Source organism: Haloarcula mannanilytica (assembly GCF_005406125.1).
Taxonomy (GTDB): domain Archaea; phylum Halobacteriota; class Halobacteria; order Halobacteriales; family Haloarculaceae; genus Haloarcula; species Haloarcula mannanilytica.
Genome location: NZ_BIXZ01000019.1, coordinates 1 through 25,311, shown reverse-complemented (window position 1 = coordinate 25,311; position 25,311 = coordinate 1). Strand labels below are relative to the sequence as shown.

Genomic DNA, 25,311 nt, shown 5'->3' with positions numbered 1-25,311 from the left:
CCGCTGCAGCCGATTCCGACACGAACCGGCGTATTGGGAACATATCGGGCACCGCTGGCGCGGTGCCCTTGCCCTCTTCGACTTTCAGCCGCAGCTCTCGCTATCAACAATCTCCTTCGCAAGAGCGTATACACTTAAACCAGCCGAGCATGGACACGATTACGGTATTGAGCGGATGAAAGTGATCGTGAAAGATGATGGGTCGATTCATACTGCTTACCCGAAATCTGGTGGGTCAGTAGAAAAATGGTCTTTCGCTGCTGGTGATTGGGTATGACTAAGGTTTCGTTGGTGTTTGACTTCGACGAACGAGCGCATGATGCCTTTCAAGAGGGCAATGTAGATATTTCGGTGGGTGCTCGGCTGCAAGTCGATCAGACACATATTCTTGGGAGCCCTGATGCCTACACCAGGGATTTCATTGAACCCTATGTAATCGGCCTTATAGAAGGTGCATTGGCCGCTCTCAATCAGGAAAGATATGTCTATGACTACTACGTCGATGCGATGTATCTCGTGTTCGAACCTACCGACGATGGACGGACGAATCTCGCGTTCTGCTACAGCGAGGAGGCCGTCGAAAACCCTGACTACCGAGGGGAACAATCACCGAAACTTCCCGAACCGGAAGCCGTCGCGCCGACGCAAGCCCTCGCCGAGGCCATTTCTGAGGGTGCCCAGACATATCTTGATACTATCCGGGAATACGATCCCGATGCTGGTTCTGAGTACGTCGAACCGTTGTTAGATGAGTTACATGAGGGGCTCGGCAGCACCGAGAGGTAGCTTGTCAGTCCCCTCTTTGACGAATCTCGCGACTGATTGCCCGTTCGCCGGCGGGCGACTCAGCAGTTGCGCGAGATGGACTCAGATACCTGGAAGTGGACCAGCGACAACGGTGCCAAATTCACGTCGAAGACCACTCGCGTCATCCGGATGATCAGCGAACCGGGCCACGAAGCGCTCGAATCGCTCGGAACCAACTCATCGCCGTGGCCGACGGTGCTGGCGTCGAGCTCGTCGACGAGTTAGACGGCGATGGGCTCCAACGGGTGCTCGGTCTGGATATCGACCGTGCTGACGAACTACGGATTGCCTTCGCACGGCAATACGACCGTGGGAATGCTGAGTTGGAGCAGATCGAGCAATTCGCCACTCATGCTGACAATCTGGAAGGAGTCGATGGTCTGAATAGCGGACCCGTCGATGACTTTGTGGATGCAGGTGCGCCCGGGAACGCCGGGGATCCCGGCAACGTCAAGGTGGCATTGCGAGAAGTACGACGCGCCGACGACATAGGGTCTGAAAATATCCAACTTTTTTTTTTCAAGCAGAAGACGGCATACGAGATCAAAGGCGAGCTAGACATCCAACTGAAATCCGGGAAAATAATCGAATCGAAGTCCTCCTTCGGGTTCAAAAAAGTCGAGGTCGAAAACCAGTTTGAAAGGAAGCTGAGTACAATGTGGGATCATCTGGATGCCAAGTTTGATCAAAATACCTTGGAGGTTCGTGCGAGCAAGGTAGGTGACCCTGAAATGGTCGAAAATGAAACAACGGAGTGGGAAAATAAGATTACCAAATCGGCTGACTGGGACAACGCCGACGCCACGATAGAAGTCGTCGATGAGAGTACAAGTACAGTAATCACGGGATAATTCAGGAATCTAATATGGAAGACTACGATTGGATAGAAATTGCGCATATATTCGACACAGTGCCATCTTTCAGAGCGGCACTGTCTAGTTCTGGATGACATCGGCTGGTGCTTTGCCATCAAGTGCTTGGTACGGCCGCTCGTGGTTGCAGTAGTGTCTGAAGCGTCGTAACCACTGTTTCGCGCTGAATTGACTGCCGCGCCAGAGCACGTGAAAGCGGTCAATTCGCATGGTCACAGTTTGGAACCAGTTGTCAATGTGGTTCCGAATCCGATAGTTGAGCTGACGCCTAACTCGAAGGTGACTACGTGATATCGCCGATGGAACCGTGCTGCGGTTGCATCGGCTTCTCCCAGATGAGTTCGAACCTCGGCGAGGGGAGCAGGGTGGAGCGCGGCTCCACCTGCTCCACAACGTCGCCGACCAGACGATTGGTCGTACAGGCCTTCGACGCCTCGTCGATAGTGATCCTGACTGGAGTCTGGGACTGGATCAGCCTCCTCCGGGTCCTTCGCGATAATGCTGGCAAACTGCTTGGGAGGCCTCCAACTACCGTCTACTTCTCGGGCTTCGAACTCTTCGACGACTGCGTGCTCACCGTCAGCAGTGACATACAGAACGCGCATTCCCGGCTTCTCGCTCAACGGACCCCTGATCAACTTCCCAGTCCGTGTATGTGCTATCAAAATCTGGAATTACCGTGCTGGTCCGTTAACGGGACCCCCTACGACGTTGTGCCCCCGTGGCCGACATACGGTGTGCGGGTCTTGCCAACTCCATATCACCGCGGTTGGCGGAGCTACGAGAACTGTGAGTTAATTTCGATGGCGGTCGCCAACCGTGTGACTTTGCTGGGGAGTTCCACCTCGTAGAACTCGCCTTCAAACCGACTGGCGGGGTCAGAGATACTGATCGCGCCGATTATCTCGTCTTTCGTCGCACCGGGGCAGCGACGCAACGCAGGCCTTCGATCTTTTCCTCCACGGTTTCGGGATATAGAAGCGCTACAAACGAATAACGGTCGAATTAGACGGAGTTTGAGATGTTCTCACGGAGATGCGATGCGTCAGTTGCTGGCAGGCGAGTGAAGACGGTTGAGTGAGGAGAGAACAGCTATAGTAACCGTTAAAACTTTTTGTTCGGATATTGTTGTAAGAGATAATGGAACATCTCGACGAGATCTCCGTTGAGGAATTGCAAGACGCTCTCGACAACGTGGACGGAAAGAAGCCGACACAACGGCTCTTAGCAGCAATTGCGTACAAGAACGGTGTAACGCAGACCGAACTAGCCGAGTGGTACGACGTTCAGCGACGGACAATCTACAACTGGCTCAAGCGACTCAACACCGACGAGTCGCTTGAGCAAGCCGTTTCTGACGATAAACGAACTGGAAGAAAACGAAAATTCTCAAAATCACAGAAAGAAAAATTCGAAGAAACTGTTCACGAACCACCTCACGAGGTTGGGATCGACGCGCCGGCGTGGACGCCGGCGCTCGTCCAAGAGTTTCTCGAAGAAACGTACGGTGTCGAGTATTCAATCCCAAGTTGTCGGCGGTTGCTGAAAGAAGCGGGATTAAGCTATCAAAAACCACGCCGTTCAGCCGCCGACGCTGACGAAGACGAACAAGAAGCGTTCCACGACAAGCTCAAAAAAAGCGGCGGGAAATGGACGCCACCGTAGTCTGCATCGATCAAATCAAGAAATCCGTCCAAGTTGAACCGCGTGCCGCGTGGTTTCCGTGCGGCACGCGGCCCTCGGTCGAACTTTCAGGTCAACGTGACTGGACGTGTCTGCTGGGCGCAATCACCGAGGACGGTGATCGCTTCTTCTCTCGATTCACCGAGTACACCACGGCCGAGCACGCAAAACATTTCATTATAGCAGTATGAAAAGAATTCAAAGATGATTTGATCATCGTGCTGGATGGAGCGCCGTATTTTCAGGCCTCGCCGTCACGGACCTGTCGGCCCGTGACGACCTCGCCTTCGTGACGTTACCCTCGTATTCACCGGAGTTGAATTCGGTCGAAGAATGCTGGAGACAGCTGCAAAAGGCTCTTAGCAACCGTTTCTTTGACTCGCTCGACGAGCTAACAACAGCGATTGACACCGCTCTCGACAAACTCTCTGTTCCATAAGTGAGTAATTGCTTCTAATAGATACTATAGAACGACTGATCTTGTACCCAATCTTTATATAACTCAATTTAAATCCTCAAGAGGGAGAGAAGTACCTCTGACAGCGTGGTTCGGGTGAAGGGTGTAGCACCTGCATTTCAAGTCTCTCCCACGAAGTCGCAAATCCAACGATGAGTACAGGGCTTCAAGTGTATTGAACGACCAAAAAAGGTGAAAGACTGGGTATGAGAACTATTGTATGACTCCCTCTGACAGACGCCAACACCAGTTTCGACGACCCGATAAACCGGGGATATAATTATGAAGTGGTTGATAGTATATGACATGGTTCGACGCAGGCGTGGGTCCGAGAGTGAGCAGGAAAGTAGCGACTGGCGTTCGGCCTGGGCTCATCCTCTAATACCACTCGCAGGAGGAGGGGGATGACGCTCCTCGATGTTGACGATTTAGTGGTGCGATACGACACGAAAGACGAACAACTCCATAGCGTCAACGGTGTCTCGTTCACTATCGAAGACGGCGTCAACTACGCACTCTCGGGGGAATCGGCCTCGGGCAAATCAACCGCTGCGAAGGCGATTCTCGGTCTGTTGCCCGACCACGCGGTGATCGAGTCCGGCGAGATCGAATTTGAAGGCTGTGATCTGCTGTCGTTGACCCCACCGGAGCGGCAGGATCTCCTCTGGGAGGAGATCGCATTCATCCCGCAGACGGCTATCGACGCGCTTGACCCCATCATGACTGTCGGTGCACAGATCCGGCAGGCCATCCAGACTCACCGAGACGTCTCCGATCGGAACGCCCGTCGACGGTCCCTAGAACTGTTCGAAACAGTCGGGTTGGATCCGGAGCGGACCGACGAGTATCCACATGAATTTTCCGGTGGGATGCGCCAGCGGGTCGTCATCGCGATGGCACTCGCACTCGACCCGAAACTGATTATCGCTGACGAGCCGACGACCGGTCTCGACGTCGTTGTGCAGGACAAGATCATCGAGAACATACTTCAGATTCAGGAGAAGACGGATAGTTCGCTCTTGCTGATTACGCACGATCTGAGCGTCATCGCTGAGACTTGTGACGAGATGTCCGTGCTCTACGGCGGAATGGTGATGGAACAGGGGCACGTCGATAACGTCCTTCTCAACCCATCACACCCCTACACGATGGGTCTAAAGAACGCGTATCCCGCCCAAGACGACGGCGGCGAGGAACTAATTTCGGTTCCCGGCGAACCGCCAACGCTGGATGAGGTCCCCACAGGCTGTATCTTCGAACCGCGGTGCCCCTTCGCCACTGAGGAATGTGAGAGTACGCGGCCTCTGTTGGAGAAACTCCCGTACCGGAACCAGCGAGTCGCCTGTCACCATACTGATCGGGCAGCCCGAATGAGAAACACCGCTGACGACCCGTCGACGTGGGGTGGAGCCATTAATAGCACCAGCTCCATCGACAAAGAGCCGCTTCTGGAAGTCGACGGATTGTGCAAGTGGTACGACCGCAAGCGGTCTCTGCTTGGCCGACTCCCCCTGGACCGCGGCTCGCCGTCGATTGCCAGAATCACGAACACAATTCGCCAAGCGTACGAGCAGCAGGGGGACGTCCTCCGTGACGTCTTCGACAGCGGAGAATCTCACGTACGTGCTGTCGATGGCGTGTCGTTTTCGGTCGCTCGTGGCGAAATACTTGGTATCGTCGGCGAATCGGGCTGTGGAAAGTCGACGCTGGCCCAGACGCTGGGGCTCCTCGAGGAACCCACCGCGGGCAGGTTCACGTTCGATGGCCATTCCCACGAATACTATCAGGACGGGAATCTCCAGTCATTCCGTCAGCGGCTCCAGGTCATTTTCCAGAACCCGTACGAATCGTTGAACCCCCGGCTCACGGTCAAGCAACTCGTTAAGGAACCGCTGACGATTCACGACTACCGCCTCGGCGAGCGCGACGAAGCTGTCAAGGAAACGCTCGAACGAGTCGGACTAGCTCCAGCCGAGCACTATTTAGATTCATATCCAAACGAGCTTTCCGGCGGGCAGCGCCAGCGGGTCGCCCTTGCCCAAGCACTGGTTATTGACCCGGACTTCCTCATCTGTGACGAGCCCGCCTCGATGCTTGACGTCTCGCTGCAGGCGGAGGTGCTGAACCTGCTCCGGGAGCTGGTAGACACCGAGGGGATCGGCGTCCTGTACATTTCACACGACCTGGCCAGTCTTACACGGGTCGCCGACCGCCTGGCGATTATGTATCTCGGTCGGTTCGTCGAGCGTGGTGAAACCGACCGTATCGTCACCGACCCGAAACACCCGTACACGGAGGCGTTGCTCGCGGCAATCCCGGAGATGGATCCACGAGGGACCCGTAATCGTGTTACACTCGAAGGGGAGCCGCCTAACCCCGTGAATCGTGGGATGGGGTGTCGGTTTGCCCCCCGCTGTCCGAGAGAGACAGATCGGTGTCACAGCGAAGAACCCGAACTCGATACCTGGGTCGGTGAGAACCACGAATCGGCCTGTTTCCACCCTCTCGAAAACGCAGTTGACGGTGGTCACGGGCGGGTAGACGAGTCGATCAAAAACGACTGATCGGATGGTGCTCCCGCCACGACGGTGGCCATTCACCGGGTCGCACGAAGCAACAGTTTGAGGTTAGCAAACGACTCGATCTCGCCATCTGATTCGGTGATTTCGAATGTCTCGGTCGCGCTGGGTGGCCGGTCGGCGAAGGCCGTCGCAAGGCGCTCTCGGCGCTCGGCTGACAGATCGACGTTTGCGACCCATTCGTCATAGTCGAGCGTCTTCGTGATGACTCGCGATGTCTCAACGGTAAAACCCGCCTTCTCAACCCACCGGAGCCAGTCGCCGACACGGTGCGAGCGGACATGCGTCGGGTCACGGATCCGCTCGAATCGGTTGAGAAAGTCGTCGAGGGCATCGTCGTCGGGTGCAACGTTGTCTTCGAAGGCGAGGGTGCCGCCGGGTTCGAGGACTCGACCGACTTCCTCGACGAATTTCGTCGGGTCGGGGAAGTGGTGAGCAGCGATCCGACAGGTCACTGCGTCGAACGAATTTGTGACGAACGGGAGGCGTTCAGCATCGCAGACGACACCCGACACGTAAGGAAATGCCCCCGTCGCAGTCATCACCATTTCGGTAGCGGCGTCAGTTCCGATGACCTGATCGACGCCGCTCTCAGCCAGTGCGCCAGCGGTGTGGCCAGCACCTGTGGCAATGTCCAGCGCGCGATCAGCAGCGTCGACCCATTCGACTAACTGGTCGAGGTCGTCGCCTGCCCGATGGACGCGACTGTCTAGATAGGCTTCGGCGTGTTCGTCGAATAGCGCCGCTGCCGACCGCTTTTGCTCCGCTCCGTCGTCCATACCTCCGTATTATGCCGGGTCGTCAAAGTCGTTCGGGCGGATGTGGGTTTTTCCGACAGCCCGACAACATCCTCGCATGGTTCGACGTTCGATGCTGTATTGTCCGGGCGATGAGCGAGAGATGATGGAAAAGGCTGTCGACTCCGGAGCCGACACGGTGATATTCGACCTTGAAGACGCCGTAGCGCCGGCGGCACGCGACGAGGCCCGTCGGGCAGTCAGAGAGACGATCGAGGCGCTAGAAGATCCCAACCCGTCCATCAGTGTCCGTATCAATCCCTTGAACCGCGACGGGTCCGAGGACGTCGACGCTGTCGTCCGTGATGCCGAGACACTCCCTGACAGCGTGGTCCTCCCAAAAGTCGAGAGTAGCGAGGCGGTGGCGGCGCTCACCGACCACCTCGCTGACATCGGAGCGGAGTCTGTCGACGTGATCCCACTCATCGAGACGGCGGCAGGACTGGTCGCCGCCGAGGAGATAGCGGGCGCGCCGGGTGTCGTTGCAATCGCCTACGGCGATCAGGATTACACCGCCGACGTTGGGGCCACTGTTACTGACCAGAAGACGGAGTCACTGTACGCTCGCCAACGCGTCGTCGCTGCCGCGGGTGCGGCTGGCGTCGATGCATTGGATACCGTCTACACGGACATCGACGACGCTGACGGTCTCCGCGAGCAGACCGAGACGGTCGTCGCGTTCGGGTTCGACGGGAAACTGGCTATCCATCCCGCTCAGGTCGAGATCATCAACGAGGCATTCACTCCCGATCCCGAGGAAATCGAGTGGGCCGAGAAGGTGATCGAAGGGCAAGAGCAGGCTAGCGAAACGGAGACCGCCGTGTTCACCGTCGACGGACAAATGATCGACCCTCCGTTGGTCGACCGCGCACGGACCATCCTCGACCGGGCCGACGCTGCGGGGACACACTGACTGCGGCTCGTCCGTACGACGACTCAGCCCCGGAATATACAGACCCCCATATAAACGACGATTGTCATTGCCGACGTTCGGGAGTATGGTATTGCCCGTTGGCAGTGTCCTCGTGAGTATGCCGGTCGATGATGTAGGTAATGGAAACAGTCCGCCTGATAGTTCACAACCAGTCCCCGACCTGGATCCGCTGTTCGACCCCAAATCGGTCGCGGTCGTCGGCGCGAGTCCCGACTCGTTTTACTCGGGCAATCTCGTGGAGAACCTGCTCGGCTACGGGTTCGACGGGACGCTTTATCCCGTCAACCCCGGTCGCGAGGAGGTCTGGGACCGGCAGTGTTACGACGACATCGATGACATTCCCGAAACGGTCGACCTGGTAGTCGTCAGTGTTCCGCGAGAGCACGTCGTTGGAGTCGTCGAATCGGCGGGCGAGCGCGGCGTCCCGGTTGCGCTCATACTAACTGCGGGGTTCGCTGAGGCCGACGAGGAGGGCTCAGCTTTGGAGTCGGACCTCGGCGAGGTAGCCAACGAGGCCGGGATTCGTGTCGTCGGCCCGAACTGTATCGGCGTGATGGCCAGTGAGGGAGCGACACTAACCTCGACGTGTTCTCGCGAGCCACAACCTGGCGGTATCGGTCTCGTCAGTCAGTCAGGCGCACTGGCGTTTACGACGTTCTTCGAGCGGGCCGCCGACAACGACGCCCACTTCAGCCACATCGTCTCGACCGGCAACGAGGTCGATCTCACGGCCGCCGACTACGTGGCGTACCTCGCTGAGCAGGACGATGTCGACGTCGTTTGCACCTACATCGAGGGGGTCGATGATCCTGAGAGGTTCTTGCGAGTCGCCGAGAGTGCTGTCCGCAACGGGACGCCCGTCCTTGCGGTGAAAATCGGATCCTCCGAGCTTGCGGAGGCAGCGACGCTGAGTCACACCGGATCACTCACCGGCGACGACGACGCCTGGGAAGCAGCTTTCGACCAGACGGGCGTCGAGCGAGTGCCGGACATCCCCGACCTGCTCGCTCGCGCGAGCGCTCACACTGCCTACGACGACCCCGACGGGAACAGTGTCTGTATCGCCTCAACCAGTGGCGGACTCGCGAGCCTGCTCGCCGACATGGCCGCCGAACGGGGATTCGCACTCCCGGAGATCGACGGTAAGACCGAACGGGAACTGCTGGACATCGAAGAATTGCTGACCTACGGTGGATTCAACAACCCGGCTGATATCCGCGGCTACGGCGCCCACGTTCTTCCCGAGATCGCCGACGCGGTGATTGACGACGACGCGTTCGACGCGTACGTCTTTGCCATTGGCCTACCCGGAGTAGACAAGCGTGCGGAGACCATCGCTTCGGACCTAGAGACCATCGCCGCCGAGGCTGACGACCCCGTCTACGTGCTTTGGACAGGGCGAAAGGAGCCCGATGACCCGACAGAGACACCACCGTACGTCCGATTGCGGGAGTCGATCCCAGTGTATGAGGATCCCAGCCGGTGTCTGGACGCACTCGCCTCAACGAGAGACTTCGTCACCGCACACGATCACATGACCGACCAGCCGTCCCGAGGTAGCCTCGCTGCCGACGCGCGTCGGGCCGCCGCCAACATCAATCTGCCGCGCGGACGTGTCCTCACTTGGGAAGAGTCCGAAGATTTGCTAAACGCCTACAACATCCCCGTGGTCGAGTCCCGCCTGGCGACCGATGTCGACGAGGCTGCTGCGGCCGCCGATGAGGTTGGGTTCCCGGTCGTACTCAAGATCGACTCGCCGGCCCTCCCCCATCGCACTGACGTCGGCGCAGTGCGACTGGGCGTCGACTCAGTTGAAGCTGCTCGTGACGCCTACGAAGAAGTGATGGACGCCGCGCTGACAGCTGTCGACGCCGACGACATCGAAGGCGTGCTGGTCCAGCCGATGCTCGATGACGGCGTCGAGGCTATCGCGGGCATCGCCCCTGACGAGGTGTTCGGCTCACTCGTCTCCGTCGGTCCGGGCGGTGTCCTCGTGGAGGCGCTCAACGAGAGCGCCACGCTCGTCCCGCCCTTCTCGCGGGCCGACGCGCAAGTGGCCGTTGAGAAGACGGCCCTCGCGTCGCTACTCAGGGACCGGCGTGACGGGCCTGCACTGTCTGTCGACGCCATTGTCGACTTACTGACTCGCGTCGGCGACCTGGCGGCGGGCGTTGATGCCGTTGCAGAACTGGATCTTAACCCTATCGTCGTCACCGAGGACGGTCCCATCGCGGTGGACGCCCTCGTTCGGACCCGTGAGTAGCGTAGCAATGCAGGTCACAGATGACTGCCGAGGGACGATGATCGCGGGCCGCGGACAGCGACCGCTCACCGCCACGACCAACCTCGATCAAGCCCAGCCACTCACACCATGACAGCCGACGATATCACGACCGGGCGCTTCGGCACCCTGTCACACCTCCGTCGCTACGACGCGCTGGCGCTGACCGCACTCGTGTGGTTCCTGGGCAAGTTCCTTCGCTACGCGTTTCCGCCCCTGTTCGGGCAGTTCCAGACAATATACGGTGTCTCGCGAACCGCACTTGGGGCGGCGTTCACCGGTCTCATGCTCGTTTACGCCGCGATGCAGTTCCCTTCGGGATACGTCGCCGACCGGGTCGGGTCGGTAGGCGTCATCACTGTCGGCGGCGTCGTAACCGGCCTCGGGGCACTCGCGATGGTGGTGGACGCGCCGTTTGCGGTATTAGCGGGCGCGATGTTGCTGATTGGCGCCGGCACGGGGACGTACAAGACCGTCGCGATCGATTTGCTGGCTCGGGTTTACCCGTCGGAGACTGGCCGGGCGCTGGGTGTGTTCGATACGACCGGGAGCATGGCCGGCGTCGCAGCGCCCGCAGCGGTCGTGGCCGCGGCTGCCCTCCCCGGCGTGTTCGGAGCACCGTGGCGAACGCTGTTCCTTGCTGGCGGTCTCGCAGCGCTAGGGGTCGCCCTCACGTTCCTCGTTCGTGTACCGCGCCATCTGAGAGAACAACCGACCGGGGCTGGCGGCAGCGATAGTGCGCCACAGCTTCGAGAGTACATCAGCCTGTTCCGCCGGCCGAAGTTCTCGGCATTCGTCACCGTAACGATTCTGTTCTCGTTCACCTACAACGGGCTCGTGGCCTTTCTGCCCCTGTATCTCACAGGTGCAGGTGGCCTCCCTTCGGTGACCGCAAACCTGCTGTACAGTAGTCTCTTTGCGGTTAGTCTGGTCCAGCTCGTAACCGGGGAAGCGAGCGACCGGATCGGCGTCCTCCCACTCCTCGCAGGGACGCTCGTCACGGCGACGGCCGGCCTTGTCGGTCTTGTCGTGCTGTCGGGAACCGCGGGAGCAGTCGGACTCGGCGCTTCCGTGGTCGTACTCGGTGTCGGTGCCCATGGCTATCGGCCAGTACGCGGCGCTTACTTGGTGGATGTGCTTCCCGAAAGCGTCGCCGGGGGGTCTCTCGGTGTCGTCCGGACCCTGTTAGTCGCCGCAGGCGCTGTCGGCCCCGCAGCCGTGGGGTACCTCTCCGAAGTGAGCGGGTTCAGGGTTGCCTTTGGCGTCCTGACGGCCGTGCTCGGCGCCGCGGCCGCACTGACGGTGCTCCTGTGGGTGATCGATCGATGAGTGCGGTCTCCACTACGGATACACAATCGCATCCGTCCCAGACGTTTCCCGGCCGAATTAGGTGCCGCTGTGGCGACGATATCGGTGCCACCCGGCAGACGGATCCGTCGGCTCACGCAGAAATCTGGGCACAGAGGATGCTGTCGCCACGATTACCGCGCTCGGGGTCCGCTCCCGTCGTTAGACAGTTGCATCCACGACTGGAAGGCGATGTCGGCACCAGACGACAGAGAGACTGCAAATCAGATGGAGAATCGTGCCGTATAACCAATTGATAATCACGACATAGCTATGAATACTGACGACCAGACCACGACGACGTACGACATCGAACTGATCCCCGGCGACGGCATCGGACCGGAGGTGGTCGACGCCGCTCTCCCACTCTTCCAAGCGGTAGCGGACGACCACGGACTCGCGTTCGATATCACCCGACGCGACTGGGGAACCGAGTATTACCTCGAACAGGGAGAGATGATGCCTGAAGACGGGGTCTCTCGGCTTGCCGACGCCGATTCGATCTTCCTTGGAGCCGTTGGTCACCCCGAGGTGCCCGATCACGTGACGCTCCACGGCCTCTTGTTGCCGATCCGGAAAGGGTTGGACCAGTACATCTGCAAGCGGCCTAACGTTCTCTTTGAGGGTATCGAAAGCCCGCTCCAGGGGTATGGTGCCGGTGACATCGATTTCGTCGTCTACCGCGAGAACACAGAAGGCGAATACGCCGATATCGGTGGCCGCGAGCACCGTGGGTTAGACCACGAGACAGCCGTCCAGTCGGCGTTATTCACTCGACAGGGCACCGAGCGCATCGTCCGGGCGGCATTCGAGGCTGCAACCGAACGGGACGGTCACCTCACCAGCATTACCAAATCTAACGCCCAGGCGCACAGCATGGTGTTCTGGGACGACATCGTCGAGGACGTGAGCAAGGAATACCCCACCGTTACCGTCGAGCGTCTGCTGGTTGATGCCGCGGCGATGGACTTGATCCGCCGCCCACACGAGTTCGATGTCGTCGTTGCCTCCAACCTCTTTGGGGACATCTTGACTGATATCGGTGCTCAAATTACCGGGAGCATGGGATTGGCACCGTCTGGGAATATCCACCCGAGTGACGATATCCCCTCAATGTTTGAACCCGTCCACGGAAGCGCGCCAGATATCGTCGGTGACGGGGTCGCCAACCCGCTAGCTACTGTCCTCTCTTGGTCGATGCTGTTAGCGGATTTAGGGGAACAGACGGCTGCCGACGCTCTCTGGAACGCGGTCGCCAACCAACTCGCTGACGGGTCCGCCCCACGGACGCCTGACCTTGGCGGCGACGCAGACACCAAGGCTGTCGTTGACGATCTCCGATCGCGATTGTGAAACCCCTCTCGGACAAGACATGCGCTTTCACCTCGGGACTCCGCAACTCGTCTATGAGCCCGAATGTATACGCCTGAATACTTGGTAATCACTGCTTACTCGGCTGGATAATAGAGCGAACAACCGATTTCATATCCCGACCGTCACTGGCTCGCTAATTTCTCATTCAGGCTTCATAAGTTTATTTGCAAGTCGAGATAATATCATTGCCACGGTCAAATAGGGTGATTTGATATTCTCCGAATCGAATTCAAGACTGCGCCGTCTGGTGTCGCTGAGCTGCTTATATCGCATCTTCCGGATATCCGGCGTATTGAATTCGAGAACGCTTTCTACGCGGCCGACGGGGACTGGACCGAATCGTTATTGGTCATCTCAGGGGCGGAGTTCGACCCGGAAGCTGAGCTGGCATCGCTCTCGCGTGCTGAACTATTCCACTCCGAACGGATCTCCGACGACCGGAGTGACCAGCAGATTTATCGGCTGACGGTGATCGCCCACGAGCCGTATCCGTTTCTTCTGGGCTTGGTTCTGCGAGAACGGGGGATTCCGAACCGGCTGATGCTAACTTCCGACTACTTTGAGGGCATCGCCACCCTTGCTGAGTGGGATGACTTCCGGAGACTCGCTGACGAGATCCAAGAACAGTTCGGGCGTTTCGAACTCGTGAGCGTAAACCAAACCGAAACAGCAGGTGTGCCGCTGGGAGGCGGACAATTCGGTCGTGTCGTCCGAAATGAACTTTCTCGCGATCAATTGACTGTCCTCCAAACAGCCTATGAGATGGGCTACTACGAGACGCCGCGGAAGGCTTCAGCGGACGACATCGCGACCGAACTTGACATCGCCCAGTCGACGTTCAGCGAACGTCTACGACTCGCCGAAAGCCAGTTGTTCGACCTCGTTTTTTCCGGCGATGAGGACTCGGTCACTCCCGACTGACAGCGACGACAACTGCGTATCTCCCGGCTCTGTCAATCGGTGTCCGACCAGTATCTCAATTGGAACAGTATAGTAAGCACCCGTCAAGTCAGTGATTATTTGCCGAGTGATCTGAGGCGATAGAACGGTAATTCGGGAATAGTATATAAAGAATGATTATCATTGGCCGGATTCGGGGGTAGGTTCAGGCTGATAAGGGGGGAACAGATGTGGTGTAATGTCGCGCAAAAAGCCGTTCGAGATCGAGACAGGAACGATATCGCGTCGGCGATTCATTAGCCTCGCAAGCGCAGCAGGGATTACGGGGTTAGCCGGCTGCAACCAAGGTGGCGACGGTGGCGACGGCGGTGACGGGACCCAGTCCAGTGGCGACGGTCGCTCCCTCGAGACGAAGTTCTGGGAGGAGTGGCCAGTCGAAACGAAAGGACCGTCGGTCGACCCCGAGTTCGAGTACACGGCAGTCGAGGGACAATCGGTCCCATCGGTGACGACCCAGTTCGCACAGTCGGAGACACCCTGGATGCGTGAGCACGCGCTGATGATCCAGGAGTCGTTCAACTCCATCGGAGTGCCGGTCGAACTGGTCAACGTCCAACCCAGTACGCGATACGGTGAATTCTGGCGGGCCGACATCGGACACCCAGTTCCCGTCGTGATGAATCTCCACGGACCAGACCCACAGCGCGGGCTTGACCCCAACCCGTTCCTCATGCGGGCCCACCCTGAGACAGGTGGGAACTACTTCAACTACCAGAACGACGAAATCACAGAGTTGCTTGAAGAACAGGCCCAGACGATTGGAGACCAACAAGAGCGCGCCGAGATCTGCCACGAGATCCAGCGGAAACTCAGCGAAGATGCCTACCTCATCGCCTCGAACTTCCCAGACGTAATCAACGTCGCGAACACGGCCAACTGGGAGGGGTACGTGCCGACACCCGGTAACGGGACAACCCGCGACTCGTTCATCTGGACGCAAGTCAACCTCCAGCCACGGGGCGACTCGACGACGTGGGTCAAGGGCGTCACCTCCGGAATGCAGGGAACGAACCTCCCCTGGTCGACCGGCGGCCAGGAGGAGAAGCGATTACTGAACGTCTACGACGGACTGTACGACGCCTCTCCGGATTTGGAGATCGTTCCCGCTCTGGCGACTGGCCACGAGGTCGTCGACGACACCACCGTCGAGATGGACCTCCGAGAGGGGGTTACCTGGCACGATGGCGAGTCGTTCGGGCCAGAGGACGTCAAGTTCAGCTTCGAGAAGTACCAGCAGCACACGGCACCGCAGCAGGGGCCGTTTTATCGGACCATCGAGAGCGCCGAAGTAGTCTCGACCAGCGGTGGCGGTCGGATCCGGTTCAACCTCACCGAACCCGACGCGTCCTTCCTTACTCAGCGGGCCGTCCGCAGTGCCATTATCCCGAAACACCGCTGGGACGACATCGACAGCCCCGGTCAACACAACCCTGACAATCCGGTCGGCACCGGTCCGTTCCAGTTCGAGAGCTGGGAGCAGGGTCAGGAACTGCGACTCTCGAAATACGAGGACAACTGGATGTGGGACGACGACACCCGGAGGGAACTCATCGGTGAGGAACACTTCGTTTCCGGCGACGGCATCGACGCGATGGTCCATGCCAACGTCGGCAACGTCTCGACGCTCATCGGCGCGATGCAGTCCGGGGACATTGACGCCATTGGGACGACCGTCTCAAACCAACAGGCGAATCGTGCGTCACAGTCCGAAGGCATCGAGAAACAGATTTCGCGCAACTACGTCCCGACGGACGTTCACATCAGTCACCTCGTACCGCTGTTCCGCGACAAGACGTTCCGCGTCGCACTGAGCCACGCCGTCGACAAACAGGGTTTCGTCGAGAATACCCTCGGCGGGCGCGGTCAGGCCATCGATGGGCAGAATCTCATCACACCGCTGTTGGAACCCTATTACGCCGAGACCGAACCCTATGAATACAATCCCGAGATGGGCCGGACGATGCTCCGGCAGGCCGGGTACACGTTCGACAGCGACGACATGCTCGTCTGGCCGCAGGGCGACGCCTGGGACGCCTTCGCTGAGCGCGTCGAGGACGGGCATTCGACGCGCTCCGAACTTGACCAACAGGACTTCTCGTAAGCACCACCTAACACATGAGCTTTCGACGATTCCTAATAAAGCGGACGGCAATCGCCGCGATACTGACTCTGGTAGCCGTTAGCGTCATCTTTGCGACGCTGCGGATGCTGCCCAGCGACCCGTTCAGCGGGCTCGTCGCCTCTGGCGCGCTCACACCGTCACAGGTCGAGGAGTTACGCGCGTTGTACGGACTCGACGAGCCGATCTGGGTGCAGTATCTGAAATACATACAGAACCTGTTCACCTTCCAGTTCGGGCTCTCGCTCACCCAGCAGCGACCGGTCAGTGAAATCATTGGCCCGGCGCTTCTGAACACGATGGTGTTGCTCCTCCCCGCGCTGATTACGACCGCGATTGTCAGTTCTCTGGCCGGCATGTACGCCGGCTGGAACCGCGGGTCGTGGTTCGAGCAGTTCAGTATCATCACCACGACGTTCTTCCGCGCGACTCCGATCTTCGTTACCGGAATCTTCCTGCTCATCATCTTTTCGTACGGGCTGGGCTGGTTCCCGGCATTCGGGATGCGCAGTCCGATGGCCAATCCGGAAGGGTTGGCAGCCACGTACTTCTCGCTGGACTTCTTGAAACACTACATTCTCCCCTTCACCGCGACAGTGCTGTTCTACAGCGGGGACTTCCTGATGCTCGCTCGAAACTCCGTTGTCGAGCGCAAGGGCTCGGAGTTTCTCAAGCTCCACCGGGCGAAGGGCCTTTCGGAGATGGAACAGCTGGGTCGTGCCGGACGTAACTCGATGCTTCCGTTGGTGACGTACTTCGCACTCCGGACCGGGATGCTCTTCCAGGGCGTCATCACCCTGGAGGTCGTGTTCGCGTGGCCGGGGATCGGCCGTGCGCTCGTCCAGGCGATCCTCAACCAGGACTATCCGACGGTACAGGCTGCCGTGTTCATCATGGCGCTGGCGGTCATCGTCATGAACCTGACGGCGGACATCGCCTACGCGAGACTGGACCCGACCGTCGAGGCAGGTGATGTCTAATGTCGGGATACGCGCTTGACGCTGAAACGGCGAAAGACCGCCTGCAGTCAGAACTGTCACGAGCACGCTACACGCTGGGGAAAGTCCTTGAGGACAACGCGGCGAAGATCGGGTTCGGAATCATCCTGGCGTTCGTCTTCATGGGCCTGTTCGGCCCGTATCTGGCGCCGCATCATCCCATCGAACACACTATGCGCGCCGACGGGTCGATGATGCGTCTCGAGAGCCCCTCTGCGGCGGCACCGATGGGGACTACTTCCTTCGGTAAGGACGTGCTCAGCCAGTTCCTCGCGGGTGCACGGCCGACACTCATCGTCGGCGTGTTCGGCGGTATCGGCACTGGCGTGCTGGGCTTCCTCGTCGGACTTACGAGCGGGTACTTCGGTGGCCGCGTCGACGAGGCACTGATGCGGCTGACCGACCTGACGTTCGCGTTGCCGTTCCTCCCGATGGCACTGCTGATTCTGTCGTTCGTGACGCCGAACATCTGGCTGATAACCGGTGTACTGGTCATTTTCCTCTGGAAAATGCCCGCCCGCGTCATCCGCTCGGAGGTGATGACAGTGAAAGAGCGGACGTTCGTCAAATCCGCTCGGGCTCGCGGCGCTGGCCACCTGCGGACGATGTTCCTGCACGTGGCGCCGAACGTGCTCGGTATCGGCTTCCTCTACACCGCCTACGCGTTCGGCTGGTCTATCGTCGCCGGTGCGTCGCTGGCCTTCCTGGGCTTTGGCGACCCGACGATGACCTCCTGGGGCCGGATGCTCCAGCAGGTCTACCGCTCGGGCGCAATGCGGGTCGCATGGTGGTGGGTCTTCCCACCCGCCGTCGGTATCGCGGCCGTCACGACCGCCGTCTTCCTGGTTGGCCGAGCGTTCGAGGAGCTAGTTAACCCCGACCTACAATCGGAGCAAGAATGAGTTTACTCGAAGTCAACGATCTCAAGATCAAGTATCGAACTGCGGAGGAGGATGTCCACGCTGTAAACGACGTGTCCTTCTCCATCGGCGAACAGGACAACTACGGTCTCGTCGGCGAATCCGGCTGCGGGAAGTCGACCATCGCAAAGACCATACTCGGCATGCTGGACGACAACGGCGAGATCGCGGCCGGCAGCGTCCAGTTCAAAGACCGGGAGCTGGCCGATCTCTCCGAGAATGAGTGGCAAGACATCCGCTGGGAGGAGATCTCATACATTCCCCAGAGTGCGATGGACTCGCTGGATCCGGTGATGACCGTCGGTGCCCAGATCCGACAGGCAATCCACAAACACCGGGATGCCACTAAAGCGGAAGCCGACGAGCGCGTCGCCGAGGTGTTCGAGATCGTCGGCCTCGACCCGGCCCGGACGAGCGACTACCCCCACGAGTTCTCCGGCGGGATGCGCCAGCGAGTTACGATCGCGATGGCGTTAGTGCTCGATCCGGACCTCATCATCGCCGACGAGCCGACGACCGGCCTCGATGTCATCGTCCAGGACAAGATCATCGACAAACTGCTGGAGATCCAGGACGAAGTCGACAGTTCGATGCTGCTCATTACCCACGATGTCGGGGTCGTCGCCGAGACCTGCGACAATGTGTCGGTCCTCTACGGTGGGAAGGTGATGGAGCAAGGCGCGACGTACGACGTGTTCATGCACCCCACCAACCCCTACACGATGGGGCTACAGAACGCCTTCCCAGTGGTCGACGAATTCGATGAGCAAGCCATCTCAATCCCGGGATCACTGCCGGAGTTGACCGAAGAGCCGACGGGATGTGTCTTCCGCAACCGGTGTCCGTTCGCGACGGAGGAGTGCGAGGACGGTCATCCGCCACTGACCGCGAGCGGAAGCCAGCTGTCGGCCTGCTACTACACCGACAGGGCAGACGAGATGCGCGAGGCGGCCGCCGAACCCGAAACGTGGGGTATCGAAGCCGAGGATGACCGCGAGACATCCCACGAGACAGGCGACGTGATCCTTGAGACGGATGGCCTTGAGAAGTGGTTCAAGCAGACGCAGTCGTTCCTCGATGACATGCGCGGGACCGAACCCGACTACGTCAAGGCGGTCAACGGCGTCGACCTGACGGTCCGCCAGGGCGAGATCCTCGGCGTCGCCGGCGAGTCCGGCTGTGGCAAGTCGACGCTGGGAGAAGTGATCGCCGCGCTCCAGCCGCGGACCGGTGGCGACATTTACGTCGACGGCACGTCGGTCGATGACCTGCTCGCGGAGAGTACCAAGAAGTTCCGCTCACAGGTACAGTTCATCTTTCAGGATCCGTTCGATTCGCTGAACCCGCGCCAGCGGGTCAAGGCTGCCGTCGCCGAACCACTCAAGATCCAGGGGTACGATCAGGAGACGATCGACCGGCGGGTCCGCGAAACCGTCTCCGATGTCGGTCTCAATCCGCCGGAAAAATACCTCGACCAGCTCCCGGCCCAGCTGTCGGGTGGGGAGCGCCAGCGCGTCGCCATTGCTCAGGCGCTTGTATTGCAACCAAAGCTCCTCATCTGTGACGAGCCAGCGTCGATGCTAGACGTGTCGCTGAAGGCCAATATCCTCAACATCCTGCGGGAGATGGCCGACAAGCGTGACATCGGTATCATCTATATCTCCCACGACCTTGCCAGCCTCACGCAGATCGCGAATCGACTGGCAGTGATGTACCTCGGTCGGGTCATCGAGATCGGCGAGACCCGCGAGGTCGTCCAGAATCCGAGGCATCCCTACGCGGCGTCGCTACTGGCTGCGTCGCCGCAAACAGACCCCAGCGTCAATCGCCAGCGGGTGTTGTTGCCGGGCGAACCCCCAAATCCCGTCAACCTCCCCGGGGGCTGTAATTTCGCGCCACGGTGTCCGAAGGCCAGCGAGGAATGCCGCAAGGACGAACCCAAACGGTCGAGCTTCAAAGACGGGGGCCACGAAGCGGCCTGTTACTTCCCGGTCGAGGATGTCGAGAGCGAACTGCTGGCGCAGTACGCTCGTAATCGCGGTGAGACAGCGGTACAGCCAGTCGATGAGGGGTCGATAGAGGAGTCAGTCGAGGGAGAGTAATCGATGGAAGTCCCCCCATTGCGAGAGGCGGTATTCGAAACGGTGACGCTGACCGTCCAAATCGGTGGCGTCTCCGTCCCCGATAGCGCTGTCGCAATCGGCGGGATCGCGCTCATCGGCGCTCTCATCGCCCTCTCTGCGTTCTTTTCCTCGTCGGAGATAGCGATGTTCTCACTGCCTGGCCACCGGGTTGAGGTACTCGTTAACGACAACGTTTCTGGGTCACAGACCCTCAAGGAGCTGAAGGCGGACCCGCACCGGCTGCTCGTGACGATCCTCGTCGGTAATAATCTCGTCAATATCGCGATGTCCTCTATCGCGACCGGGCTGTTGGTAGTGCTCGGATTCGGTCAGGGCCAGTCGGTTGCCTTCGCAACCTTCGGTATCACCGCCCTGGTCTTACTGTTCGGCGAGAGCGCACCCAAATCCTATGCGGTCGAGAACACGGAATCCTGGGCGCTGCGCATCGCCAAACCACTCAAACTCGCCGAGTACTTCCTTCTCCCGCTGGTCGTCCTGTTTGACTACTTGACGCGTGTAGTAAACAGAGTCACCGGGGGACGCTCAGCTATCGAGACCTCCTACGTCACTCGCGACGAAATCCGAGAGATGATCGAAACCGGTGAACGAGAGGGTGTCCTGGACGAGGGAGAGCGCGAGATGTTCCAGCGTATCTTCCGGTTCGACAACACTATCGCGAAGGAGGTGATGACCCCTCGGCTCGACGTTACTGCCGTCGATCGAGACGATGCTATCGACGAAGCGATTGCGACGTGCATCCGGAGCGGTCACCAGCGTCTCCCCGTGTACGAGGACAGTCTCGACAACGTCGTCGGCGTCGTGACGTTATCCGATCTCGTCCGAGAGTGTCGCTACGGGGAGAGCGATCTCGATAGTCTCGATCATAGCGTCACGGAAGCGCTCCATGTCCCGGAGAGCAAGAGCGTGGACGACCTGTTCGAGGAGATGCGCCAGGAACCGGTCGAGATGGCAATCGTCATCGACGAGTTCGGAACGACGGAGGGAATCATCACAACCGAAGACCTCGTCGAGGAAATCGTCGGCGAGATCCTCGGTGCAGAGGAGGAGGAGCCGATTACGGTCATCGACGAGACGAGTGTCAGCGTCCGGGGAGACGTGAACGTCGAAGCAGTCAATGATGCACTTGATGTCGACCTTCCTGAGGGAGAAGAGTTCGAGACGATTGCCGGGTTCATTTTCAACCGGGCTGGACGGCTGGTCGAAGAGGGAGAGTCGCTCAGGTACGGCGATGTCGAACTCAGCGTCGAGCGGGTCGATGACAGTCGTATCAAGCGGGCTCGAATCACTGTACAGCACGATCTATCATCCACGGACCAATCAGTGGAGTCACAGAGTTGATTCCGCGGATTGTCCCACAGCGACCAACTTACGGAGCAAACACATGACGATACTCACAGCGATTGGAGAGGAACTGCATTCGAACAAGATACTCGAGGTCGGATACGACCTCGCGGAGGCGTACGACGAGCAACTGCTCGTCCTCCACGTCATCCCGAAAGAGGATTTCAACGACCACAAGGCAGCGCTCAAGGGCACGCCGGCGTCCGACAGTTTCACCATCAGTCGGGAGGAGCAAAGCGCAGCCGAGATCGCCCATCAGGCCGTCTACGAGTCAATTGATGAATACGATCCTGACCGAATCGAAACCCAGGGGCGCGTCGGCGACCCGACCGACAAGATACTGGCTGAAGTAGAGAACACCGACCCTCGATACCTCGTCATCGGTGGAAAGGGACGGTCTCCCGTAGGGAAAGCTATCTTCGGGAGCACAGCGCAGAACGTGTTGCTGAACGCATCCTGTCCCGTCGTTTTGACGAGTAAACAAGGGTGATATAAATGACAATAGATGACGACTCACTCGAGTATCACCGGGAGTCTCCGCCGGGCAAGATAGAGATTTCGACCACCAAACCAACGAATACCCAGCGGGACCTCTCACTGGCGTACTCACCGGGTGTAGCGGCACCCTGTCGCGAGATAGATATGGACGAGGCCCGTGCGTACGACTACACGGCGAAAGGGAACCTCGTCGGTGTCGTCTCTAACGGGAGTGCTGTCCTCGGACTCGGCGATATCGGCGCGCAGGCATCAAAGCCTGTGATGGAGGGGAAGGGCGTCCTATTCAAACGCTTCGCCGACATCGATGTGTTCGACATTGAACTCGATATCGATGATCCGGACGCTTTCGTCCAGACGGTTACTGGTATGGAGCCAACCTTCGGCGGAATCAACCTTGAGGACATCAGCGCACCCGAATGTTTCGAACTCGAACGCCGCCTCAGTGAGCAGATGGAGATTCCAGTGTTCCACGACGACCAGCACGGGACTGCCATCATTTCGGGCGCTGCGCTGATCAACGCCAGCAAGATTGCCGGCAAGGACCTCTCAGATCTCGAGATTGCCTTCGCAGGTGCCGGCGCGGCGGCGATCGCCACGGCTAAATTCTACGTCTCGCTGGGGGTGGAACAGGACAACATCACGATGTGCGATACGGGCGGCATTCTAACGACCAGACGTGCTGAAGCGGGTGATCTAGATCAGTATGCTCGCGAATTCGCTCGCGATCTCCCTGATGGTGACTTGGCGGATGCGATGGACGGCGCTGACGTATTCGTCGGACTGGCGGTCGGCGGCATCGTTGACCAGGAAATGGTCCAGTCCATGGCCAGTGATCCGATCATTTTCGCGATGGCGAACCCTGATCCGGAGATCGGTTATGAGAAGGCGAAATCTGCTCGAGACGACTCAGTCATCATGGCGACCGGCCGATCGGACTATCCCAATCAGGTCAACAACGTCCTCGGATTCCCATTCATTTTCCGGGGCGCTCTTGACGTCCGGGCGACCGAAATTAATGAGAAAATGAAGGTCGCGGCGGCTGAGACGCTAGCTGAACTCGCTCGAAAAGATGTCCCTGACGCAGTCGTCAAGGCCTATGGCGACCAGCCGCTACAGTTCGGTCCCGAGTATATTATCCCGAAGCCACTGGACTCCCGTGTCCTCTTTGAGGTGACGCCGGCAGTCGCCGAGGCGGCTATGGAGTCGGGCGCTGCCCGCACGTCTATTGAGACCGACACTTACGTTGAGGACCTTGAGGCCCGCCTCGGGAAATCCCGCGAAATGATGCGCGTCGTTCTCAACAAGGCTAAGAACGATCCCAAACGTGTCGTGCTCGCTGAAGGCGACGACGAAAAGATGATTCGCGCCGCCTATCAGCTCGTGGAGCAAGAGATCGCCGATCCCGTCCTGTTGGGTGACCGTGATCGTATCGGTGCTATCAGTGAAACGCTTGGGCTCTCGTTCGACCCGACGGTCGTCGATCCCGAGGAAACTGATCTAGAAAAGTACGCTGACCGGCTCTACGAGCTGCGGAAGCGGAGTGGTGTCACCCGCCACGAGGCTGGCGAACTCGTCAGAGACAGCAACTACTTGGGCAGTGTGATGGTAGAACTCGGTGATGCCGACGCGATGCTGACTGGGCTGACCCACCACTATCCGTCGGCGTTGCGGCCGCCGCTACAGGTGATCGGAACCGCAGCCGATACCGACTACGCCGCCGGTGTCTACATGCTCACGTTCAAGAACCGCGTCGTGTTCTGCGCCGACGCAACGGTCAATCAGGACCCGGATGCGGATGTATTGGAGGAAGTGACTCGCCACACCGCTGAACTCGCTCGCCAGTTTAATGTTGAACCGCGGGCAGCGCTGCTATCGTACTCCAACTTCGGGAGCGTCGACAACGAAGGCACCCGCAAGCCCCGCGAGGCGGCCCGTCGACTGCGCGAGGATTCAACCGTCGACTTCCCCGTCGACGGAGAGATGCAGGCCGACACCGCCGTCGTCGAAGAGATGCTCTCGGGGATATACGAGTTCTCGGACCTGAACGACCCCGCGAACATCCTTGTGTTCCCTAACCTAGAGGCCGGCAATATCGGCTACAAACTCCTTCAGCGACTGGGCAATGCAGATGCGGTCGGCCCAATGCTAGCCGGTATGGACGCACCTGTTCACGTCATCCAGCGTGGTGACGAGGTTAAAGATATCGTGAACCTAGCGGGCGTCGCCGTCGTCGACGCTCAGCAAGAGTGACCGGATTGAGTCGATCTCTCTGGTCGCGTTCATTTAACTCCCGCAATCGGGTCAGCAATCAGGGACGATGGGAATACCGACTATACAGAAAATCCGGCGTCCACAAATGGATGGTCAACATGAAAGAGTAATTGAAAGCTAATCTGTAATGGTTACACCTGTACTAACTTCTTTTCCACTCATACTGGTTAGCGACATTGAGAGCTGTACGTGTTTTCTCTATGACCAGTTAGACGAATTTTTGGGGATGTCGTGGGCAGCATCTCCTAGTGGTTGCGAGTTGTGACTCACAACGCAGTGTCTTTCGGCGGATCGCACAACAGTCATACACTGAGTGGCCAGCATATGATTCGACGCCACTGTACGACCGGAGTTCACTTGGTGGCCTCAAAGAAGACATCCAGACCGTTGCCTCCACATGGTTCGACCACCAGGCTCACTACTCCGTCGATGAGTTCGTGTCTCACTATCCAGTGGCGTATGTCGAGTTTGGGCCACATGAGCGGTATTCTGTAGCCATTCAGTACAAGATGGACCAACTGTTCCGACTGTTTCTACTCAAAGAAATTCACGGTTGGACACACGAAACGGCACTCCTCACGTACCTCAGCCACCACCCAGAACTCTGTGAGCAGTTAGGCTTGGAGACAGTCCCGGACCAGTCGACGCTATGGCGTACATGGCACGAACGGTTCACTGCGAATCTTCGTGAGACAATTGAGGCAGCCGCCCGGACGATTCTGATCAAAGCTCAGGACGCGGGTGTGACTGTTCCGGGCGAACCAGAACGGCAACTTCCATTTCAGCGTGACGAGGAAGAATCATAGTAATTAAGGAAGTTATTTACCGATAGATTTTGTAGAGCCGGTAATGGGTCGGCTCGACGAGATCACGCTTGAGGAACTCTACAAGCTCAAAGAGCAGATAGACGAAGGAAAGCCGCGAGAACG

General features: G+C 58.9%; 19 protein-coding genes and 3 pseudogenes. 19 read left to right on the top strand and 3 right to left on the bottom strand.

Annotation, left to right across the window (positions count from 1 at the left end; translation table 11 throughout):
- The 4 genes from Harman_RS21850 to Harman_RS22285 all read left to right on the top strand — a co-directional run.
- Nucleotides 1-277, top strand: a 277-nt coding sequence (locus tag Harman_RS21850) for a hypothetical protein (protein WP_235007296.1), incomplete at its 5' end; no start/stop codon positions are given.
- Nucleotides 274-786, top strand: coding sequence for a hypothetical protein (locus tag Harman_RS21845; RefSeq protein ID WP_235007295.1), 513 nt, complete (start codon nt 274-276; stop codon nt 784-786). The genes Harman_RS21850 and Harman_RS21845, both read left to right, overlap by 4 nt.
- A gap of 75 nt (nt 787-861) precedes the next feature.
- On the top strand, nt 862-1,032 hold the full coding sequence (locus Harman_RS21295; protein WP_160140722.1) for a hypothetical protein: 171 nt from the start codon (nt 862-864) through the stop codon (nt 1,030-1,032).
- On the top strand, nt 993-1,658 hold the full coding sequence (locus tag Harman_RS22285) for a hypothetical protein (RefSeq protein WP_137685566.1): 666 nt from the start codon (nt 993-995) through the stop codon (nt 1,656-1,658). The genes Harman_RS21295 and Harman_RS22285 overlap by 40 nt, the downstream gene beginning before the upstream one ends.
- Before the next feature lie 84 nt (nt 1,659-1,742).
- On the opposite strand, the pseudogene Harman_RS20675 reads toward Harman_RS22285, so the two are convergent.
- Nucleotides 1,743-1,979 (bottom strand): annotated as a pseudogene (locus tag Harman_RS20675) (IS6 family transposase); the annotation flags it as partial.
- Between the two features lie 113 nt (nt 1,980-2,092).
- Nucleotides 2,093-2,341 (bottom strand): annotated as a pseudogene (locus tag Harman_RS22105) (hypothetical protein); the annotation flags it as partial.
- A gap of 478 nt (nt 2,342-2,819) precedes the next feature.
- On the opposite strand from Harman_RS22105, the pseudogene Harman_RS20660 reads away from it, so the two are divergent.
- Together Harman_RS20660 and Harman_RS20655 are read left to right on the top strand one after the other, a co-directional pair.
- A pseudogene (locus tag Harman_RS20660) lies at nt 2,820-3,801 on the top strand (IS630 family transposase).
- A 422-nt stretch (nt 3,802-4,223) separates the two neighbouring features.
- Entirely contained in the window at nt 4,224-6,383 is a 2,160-nt protein-coding gene (locus Harman_RS20655) for a dipeptide ABC transporter ATP-binding protein (protein ID WP_137685565.1), read from the top strand.
- 32 nt (nt 6,384-6,415) lie between these two features.
- Here Harman_RS20655 and Harman_RS20650 read toward each other — a convergent pair whose 3' ends face one another.
- The gene (locus tag Harman_RS20650; protein ID WP_137685564.1) at nt 6,416-7,177 is read right to left on the bottom strand and encodes a class I SAM-dependent methyltransferase; all 762 of its coding nucleotides are present in this window, start codon (nt 7,175-7,177) and stop codon (nt 6,416-6,418) included.
- A gap of 76 nt (nt 7,178-7,253) precedes the next feature.
- Here Harman_RS20650 and Harman_RS20645 point away from each other — a divergent pair, with 76 nt between their 5' ends.
- The 13 genes from Harman_RS20645 to Harman_RS22190 all read left to right on the top strand — a co-directional run bounded on the left by Harman_RS20645 (nt 7,254) and on the right by Harman_RS22190 (nt 25,188).
- Entirely contained in the window at nt 7,254-8,108 is an 855-nt protein-coding gene (locus Harman_RS20645) for an HpcH/HpaI aldolase/citrate lyase family protein (RefSeq protein ID WP_137685563.1), read from the top strand.
- Between the two features lie 85 nt (nt 8,109-8,193).
- Entirely contained in the window at nt 8,194-10,392 is a 2,199-nt protein-coding gene (locus tag Harman_RS20640; RefSeq protein WP_235007294.1) for an acetate--CoA ligase family protein, read from the top strand.
- Nucleotides 10,393-10,500: 108 nt separating this feature from the next.
- Nucleotides 10,501-11,739 carry an MFS transporter gene (locus Harman_RS20635; protein ID WP_137685562.1) on the top strand — a complete coding sequence of 413 codons (1,239 nt, stop codon included), beginning with the start codon at nt 10,501-10,503 and terminating at the stop codon, nt 11,737-11,739.
- Between the two features lie 291 nt (nt 11,740-12,030).
- The gene (locus Harman_RS20630) at nt 12,031-13,110 is read left to right on the top strand and encodes an isocitrate/isopropylmalate dehydrogenase family protein (RefSeq protein ID WP_137685561.1); all 1,080 of its coding nucleotides are present in this window, start codon (nt 12,031-12,033) and stop codon (nt 13,108-13,110) included.
- Nucleotides 13,111-13,599: 489 nt separating this feature from the next.
- The gene (locus Harman_RS20625; RefSeq protein ID WP_235007293.1) at nt 13,600-14,052 is read left to right on the top strand and encodes a helix-turn-helix domain-containing protein; all 453 of its coding nucleotides are present in this window, start codon (nt 13,600-13,602) and stop codon (nt 14,050-14,052) included.
- A 217-nt stretch (nt 14,053-14,269) separates the two neighbouring features.
- Complete coding sequence (locus Harman_RS20620; RefSeq protein WP_137685559.1) at nt 14,270-16,192, top strand: ABC transporter substrate-binding protein; 1,923 nt, start codon at nt 14,270-14,272, stop codon at nt 16,190-16,192.
- Nucleotides 16,193-16,206: 14 nt separating this feature from the next.
- Nucleotides 16,207-17,190: an ABC transporter permease gene (locus Harman_RS20615; RefSeq protein ID WP_137685558.1), complete on the top strand. Its 984-nt coding sequence runs from the start codon at nt 16,207-16,209 to the stop codon at nt 17,188-17,190.
- Complete coding sequence (locus tag Harman_RS20610; RefSeq protein ID WP_137685557.1) at nt 17,190-18,110, top strand: ABC transporter permease; 921 nt, start codon at nt 17,190-17,192, stop codon at nt 18,108-18,110. The genes Harman_RS20615 and Harman_RS20610 overlap by 1 nt, the downstream gene beginning before the upstream one ends.
- A complete protein-coding gene (locus Harman_RS20605; RefSeq protein ID WP_137685556.1) occupies nt 18,107-20,230 on the top strand; it encodes a dipeptide ABC transporter ATP-binding protein in 2,124 nt (707 codons plus the stop codon). The genes Harman_RS20610 and Harman_RS20605 overlap by 4 nt, the downstream gene beginning before the upstream one ends.
- Before the next feature lie 3 nt (nt 20,231-20,233).
- Nucleotides 20,234-21,610 (top strand): hemolysin family protein, encoded by a 1,377-nt coding sequence (locus Harman_RS20600; protein ID WP_137685555.1) that lies wholly within the window; start codon nt 20,234-20,236, stop codon nt 21,608-21,610.
- A 43-nt stretch (nt 21,611-21,653) separates the two neighbouring features.
- Nucleotides 21,654-22,103 (top strand): universal stress protein, encoded by a 450-nt coding sequence (locus Harman_RS20595; protein ID WP_137685554.1) that lies wholly within the window; start codon nt 21,654-21,656, stop codon nt 22,101-22,103.
- A gap of 5 nt (nt 22,104-22,108) precedes the next feature.
- The gene (locus Harman_RS20590) at nt 22,109-24,361 is read left to right on the top strand and encodes an NADP-dependent malic enzyme (protein ID WP_137685553.1); all 2,253 of its coding nucleotides are present in this window, start codon (nt 22,109-22,111) and stop codon (nt 24,359-24,361) included.
- A gap of 530 nt (nt 24,362-24,891) precedes the next feature.
- Entirely contained in the window at nt 24,892-25,188 is a 297-nt protein-coding gene (locus tag Harman_RS22190) for a transposase (RefSeq protein WP_394347840.1), read from the top strand.
- Nucleotides 25,189-25,311: the final 123 nt, after the last annotated feature.

Excerpts from the sequence above, each read along its gene's own strand:
- Harman_RS21845 (WP_235007295.1), top strand. The coding sequence starts at position 274 with ATGACTAAGGTTTCGTTGGTGTTTGACTTCGACGAACGAGCGCATGAT.
- Harman_RS21295 (WP_160140722.1), top strand. The coding sequence starts at position 862 with ATGGACTCAGATACCTGGAAGTGGACCAGCGACAACGGTGCCAAATTC.
- Harman_RS20655 (WP_137685565.1), top strand. The coding sequence starts at position 4,224 with ATGACGCTCCTCGATGTTGACGATTTAGTGGTGCGATACGACACGAAA.
- Harman_RS20650 (WP_137685564.1), bottom strand. The coding sequence starts at position 7,177 with ATGGACGACGGAGCGGAGCAAAAGCGGTCGGCAGCGGCGCTATTCGAC.
- Harman_RS20645 (WP_137685563.1), top strand. The coding sequence starts at position 7,254 with ATGGTTCGACGTTCGATGCTGTATTGTCCGGGCGATGAGCGAGAGATG.
- Harman_RS20640 (WP_235007294.1), top strand. The coding sequence starts at position 8,194 with ATGGTATTGCCCGTTGGCAGTGTCCTCGTGAGTATGCCGGTCGATGAT.
- Harman_RS20635 (WP_137685562.1), top strand. The coding sequence starts at position 10,501 with ATGACAGCCGACGATATCACGACCGGGCGCTTCGGCACCCTGTCACAC.
- Harman_RS20630 (WP_137685561.1), top strand. The coding sequence starts at position 12,031 with ATGAATACTGACGACCAGACCACGACGACGTACGACATCGAACTGATC.
- Harman_RS20620 (WP_137685559.1), top strand. The coding sequence starts at position 14,270 with ATGTCGCGCAAAAAGCCGTTCGAGATCGAGACAGGAACGATATCGCGT.
- Harman_RS20615 (WP_137685558.1), top strand. The coding sequence starts at position 16,207 with ATGAGCTTTCGACGATTCCTAATAAAGCGGACGGCAATCGCCGCGATA.
- Harman_RS20610 (WP_137685557.1), top strand. The coding sequence starts at position 17,190 with ATGTCGGGATACGCGCTTGACGCTGAAACGGCGAAAGACCGCCTGCAG.
- Harman_RS20605 (WP_137685556.1), top strand. The coding sequence starts at position 18,107 with ATGAGTTTACTCGAAGTCAACGATCTCAAGATCAAGTATCGAACTGCG.
- Harman_RS20600 (WP_137685555.1), top strand. The coding sequence starts at position 20,234 with ATGGAAGTCCCCCCATTGCGAGAGGCGGTATTCGAAACGGTGACGCTG.
- Harman_RS20595 (WP_137685554.1), top strand. The coding sequence starts at position 21,654 with ATGACGATACTCACAGCGATTGGAGAGGAACTGCATTCGAACAAGATA.
- Harman_RS20590 (WP_137685553.1), top strand. The coding sequence starts at position 22,109 with ATGACAATAGATGACGACTCACTCGAGTATCACCGGGAGTCTCCGCCG.
- Harman_RS22190 (WP_394347840.1), top strand. The coding sequence starts at position 24,892 with ATGGACCAACTGTTCCGACTGTTTCTACTCAAAGAAATTCACGGTTGG.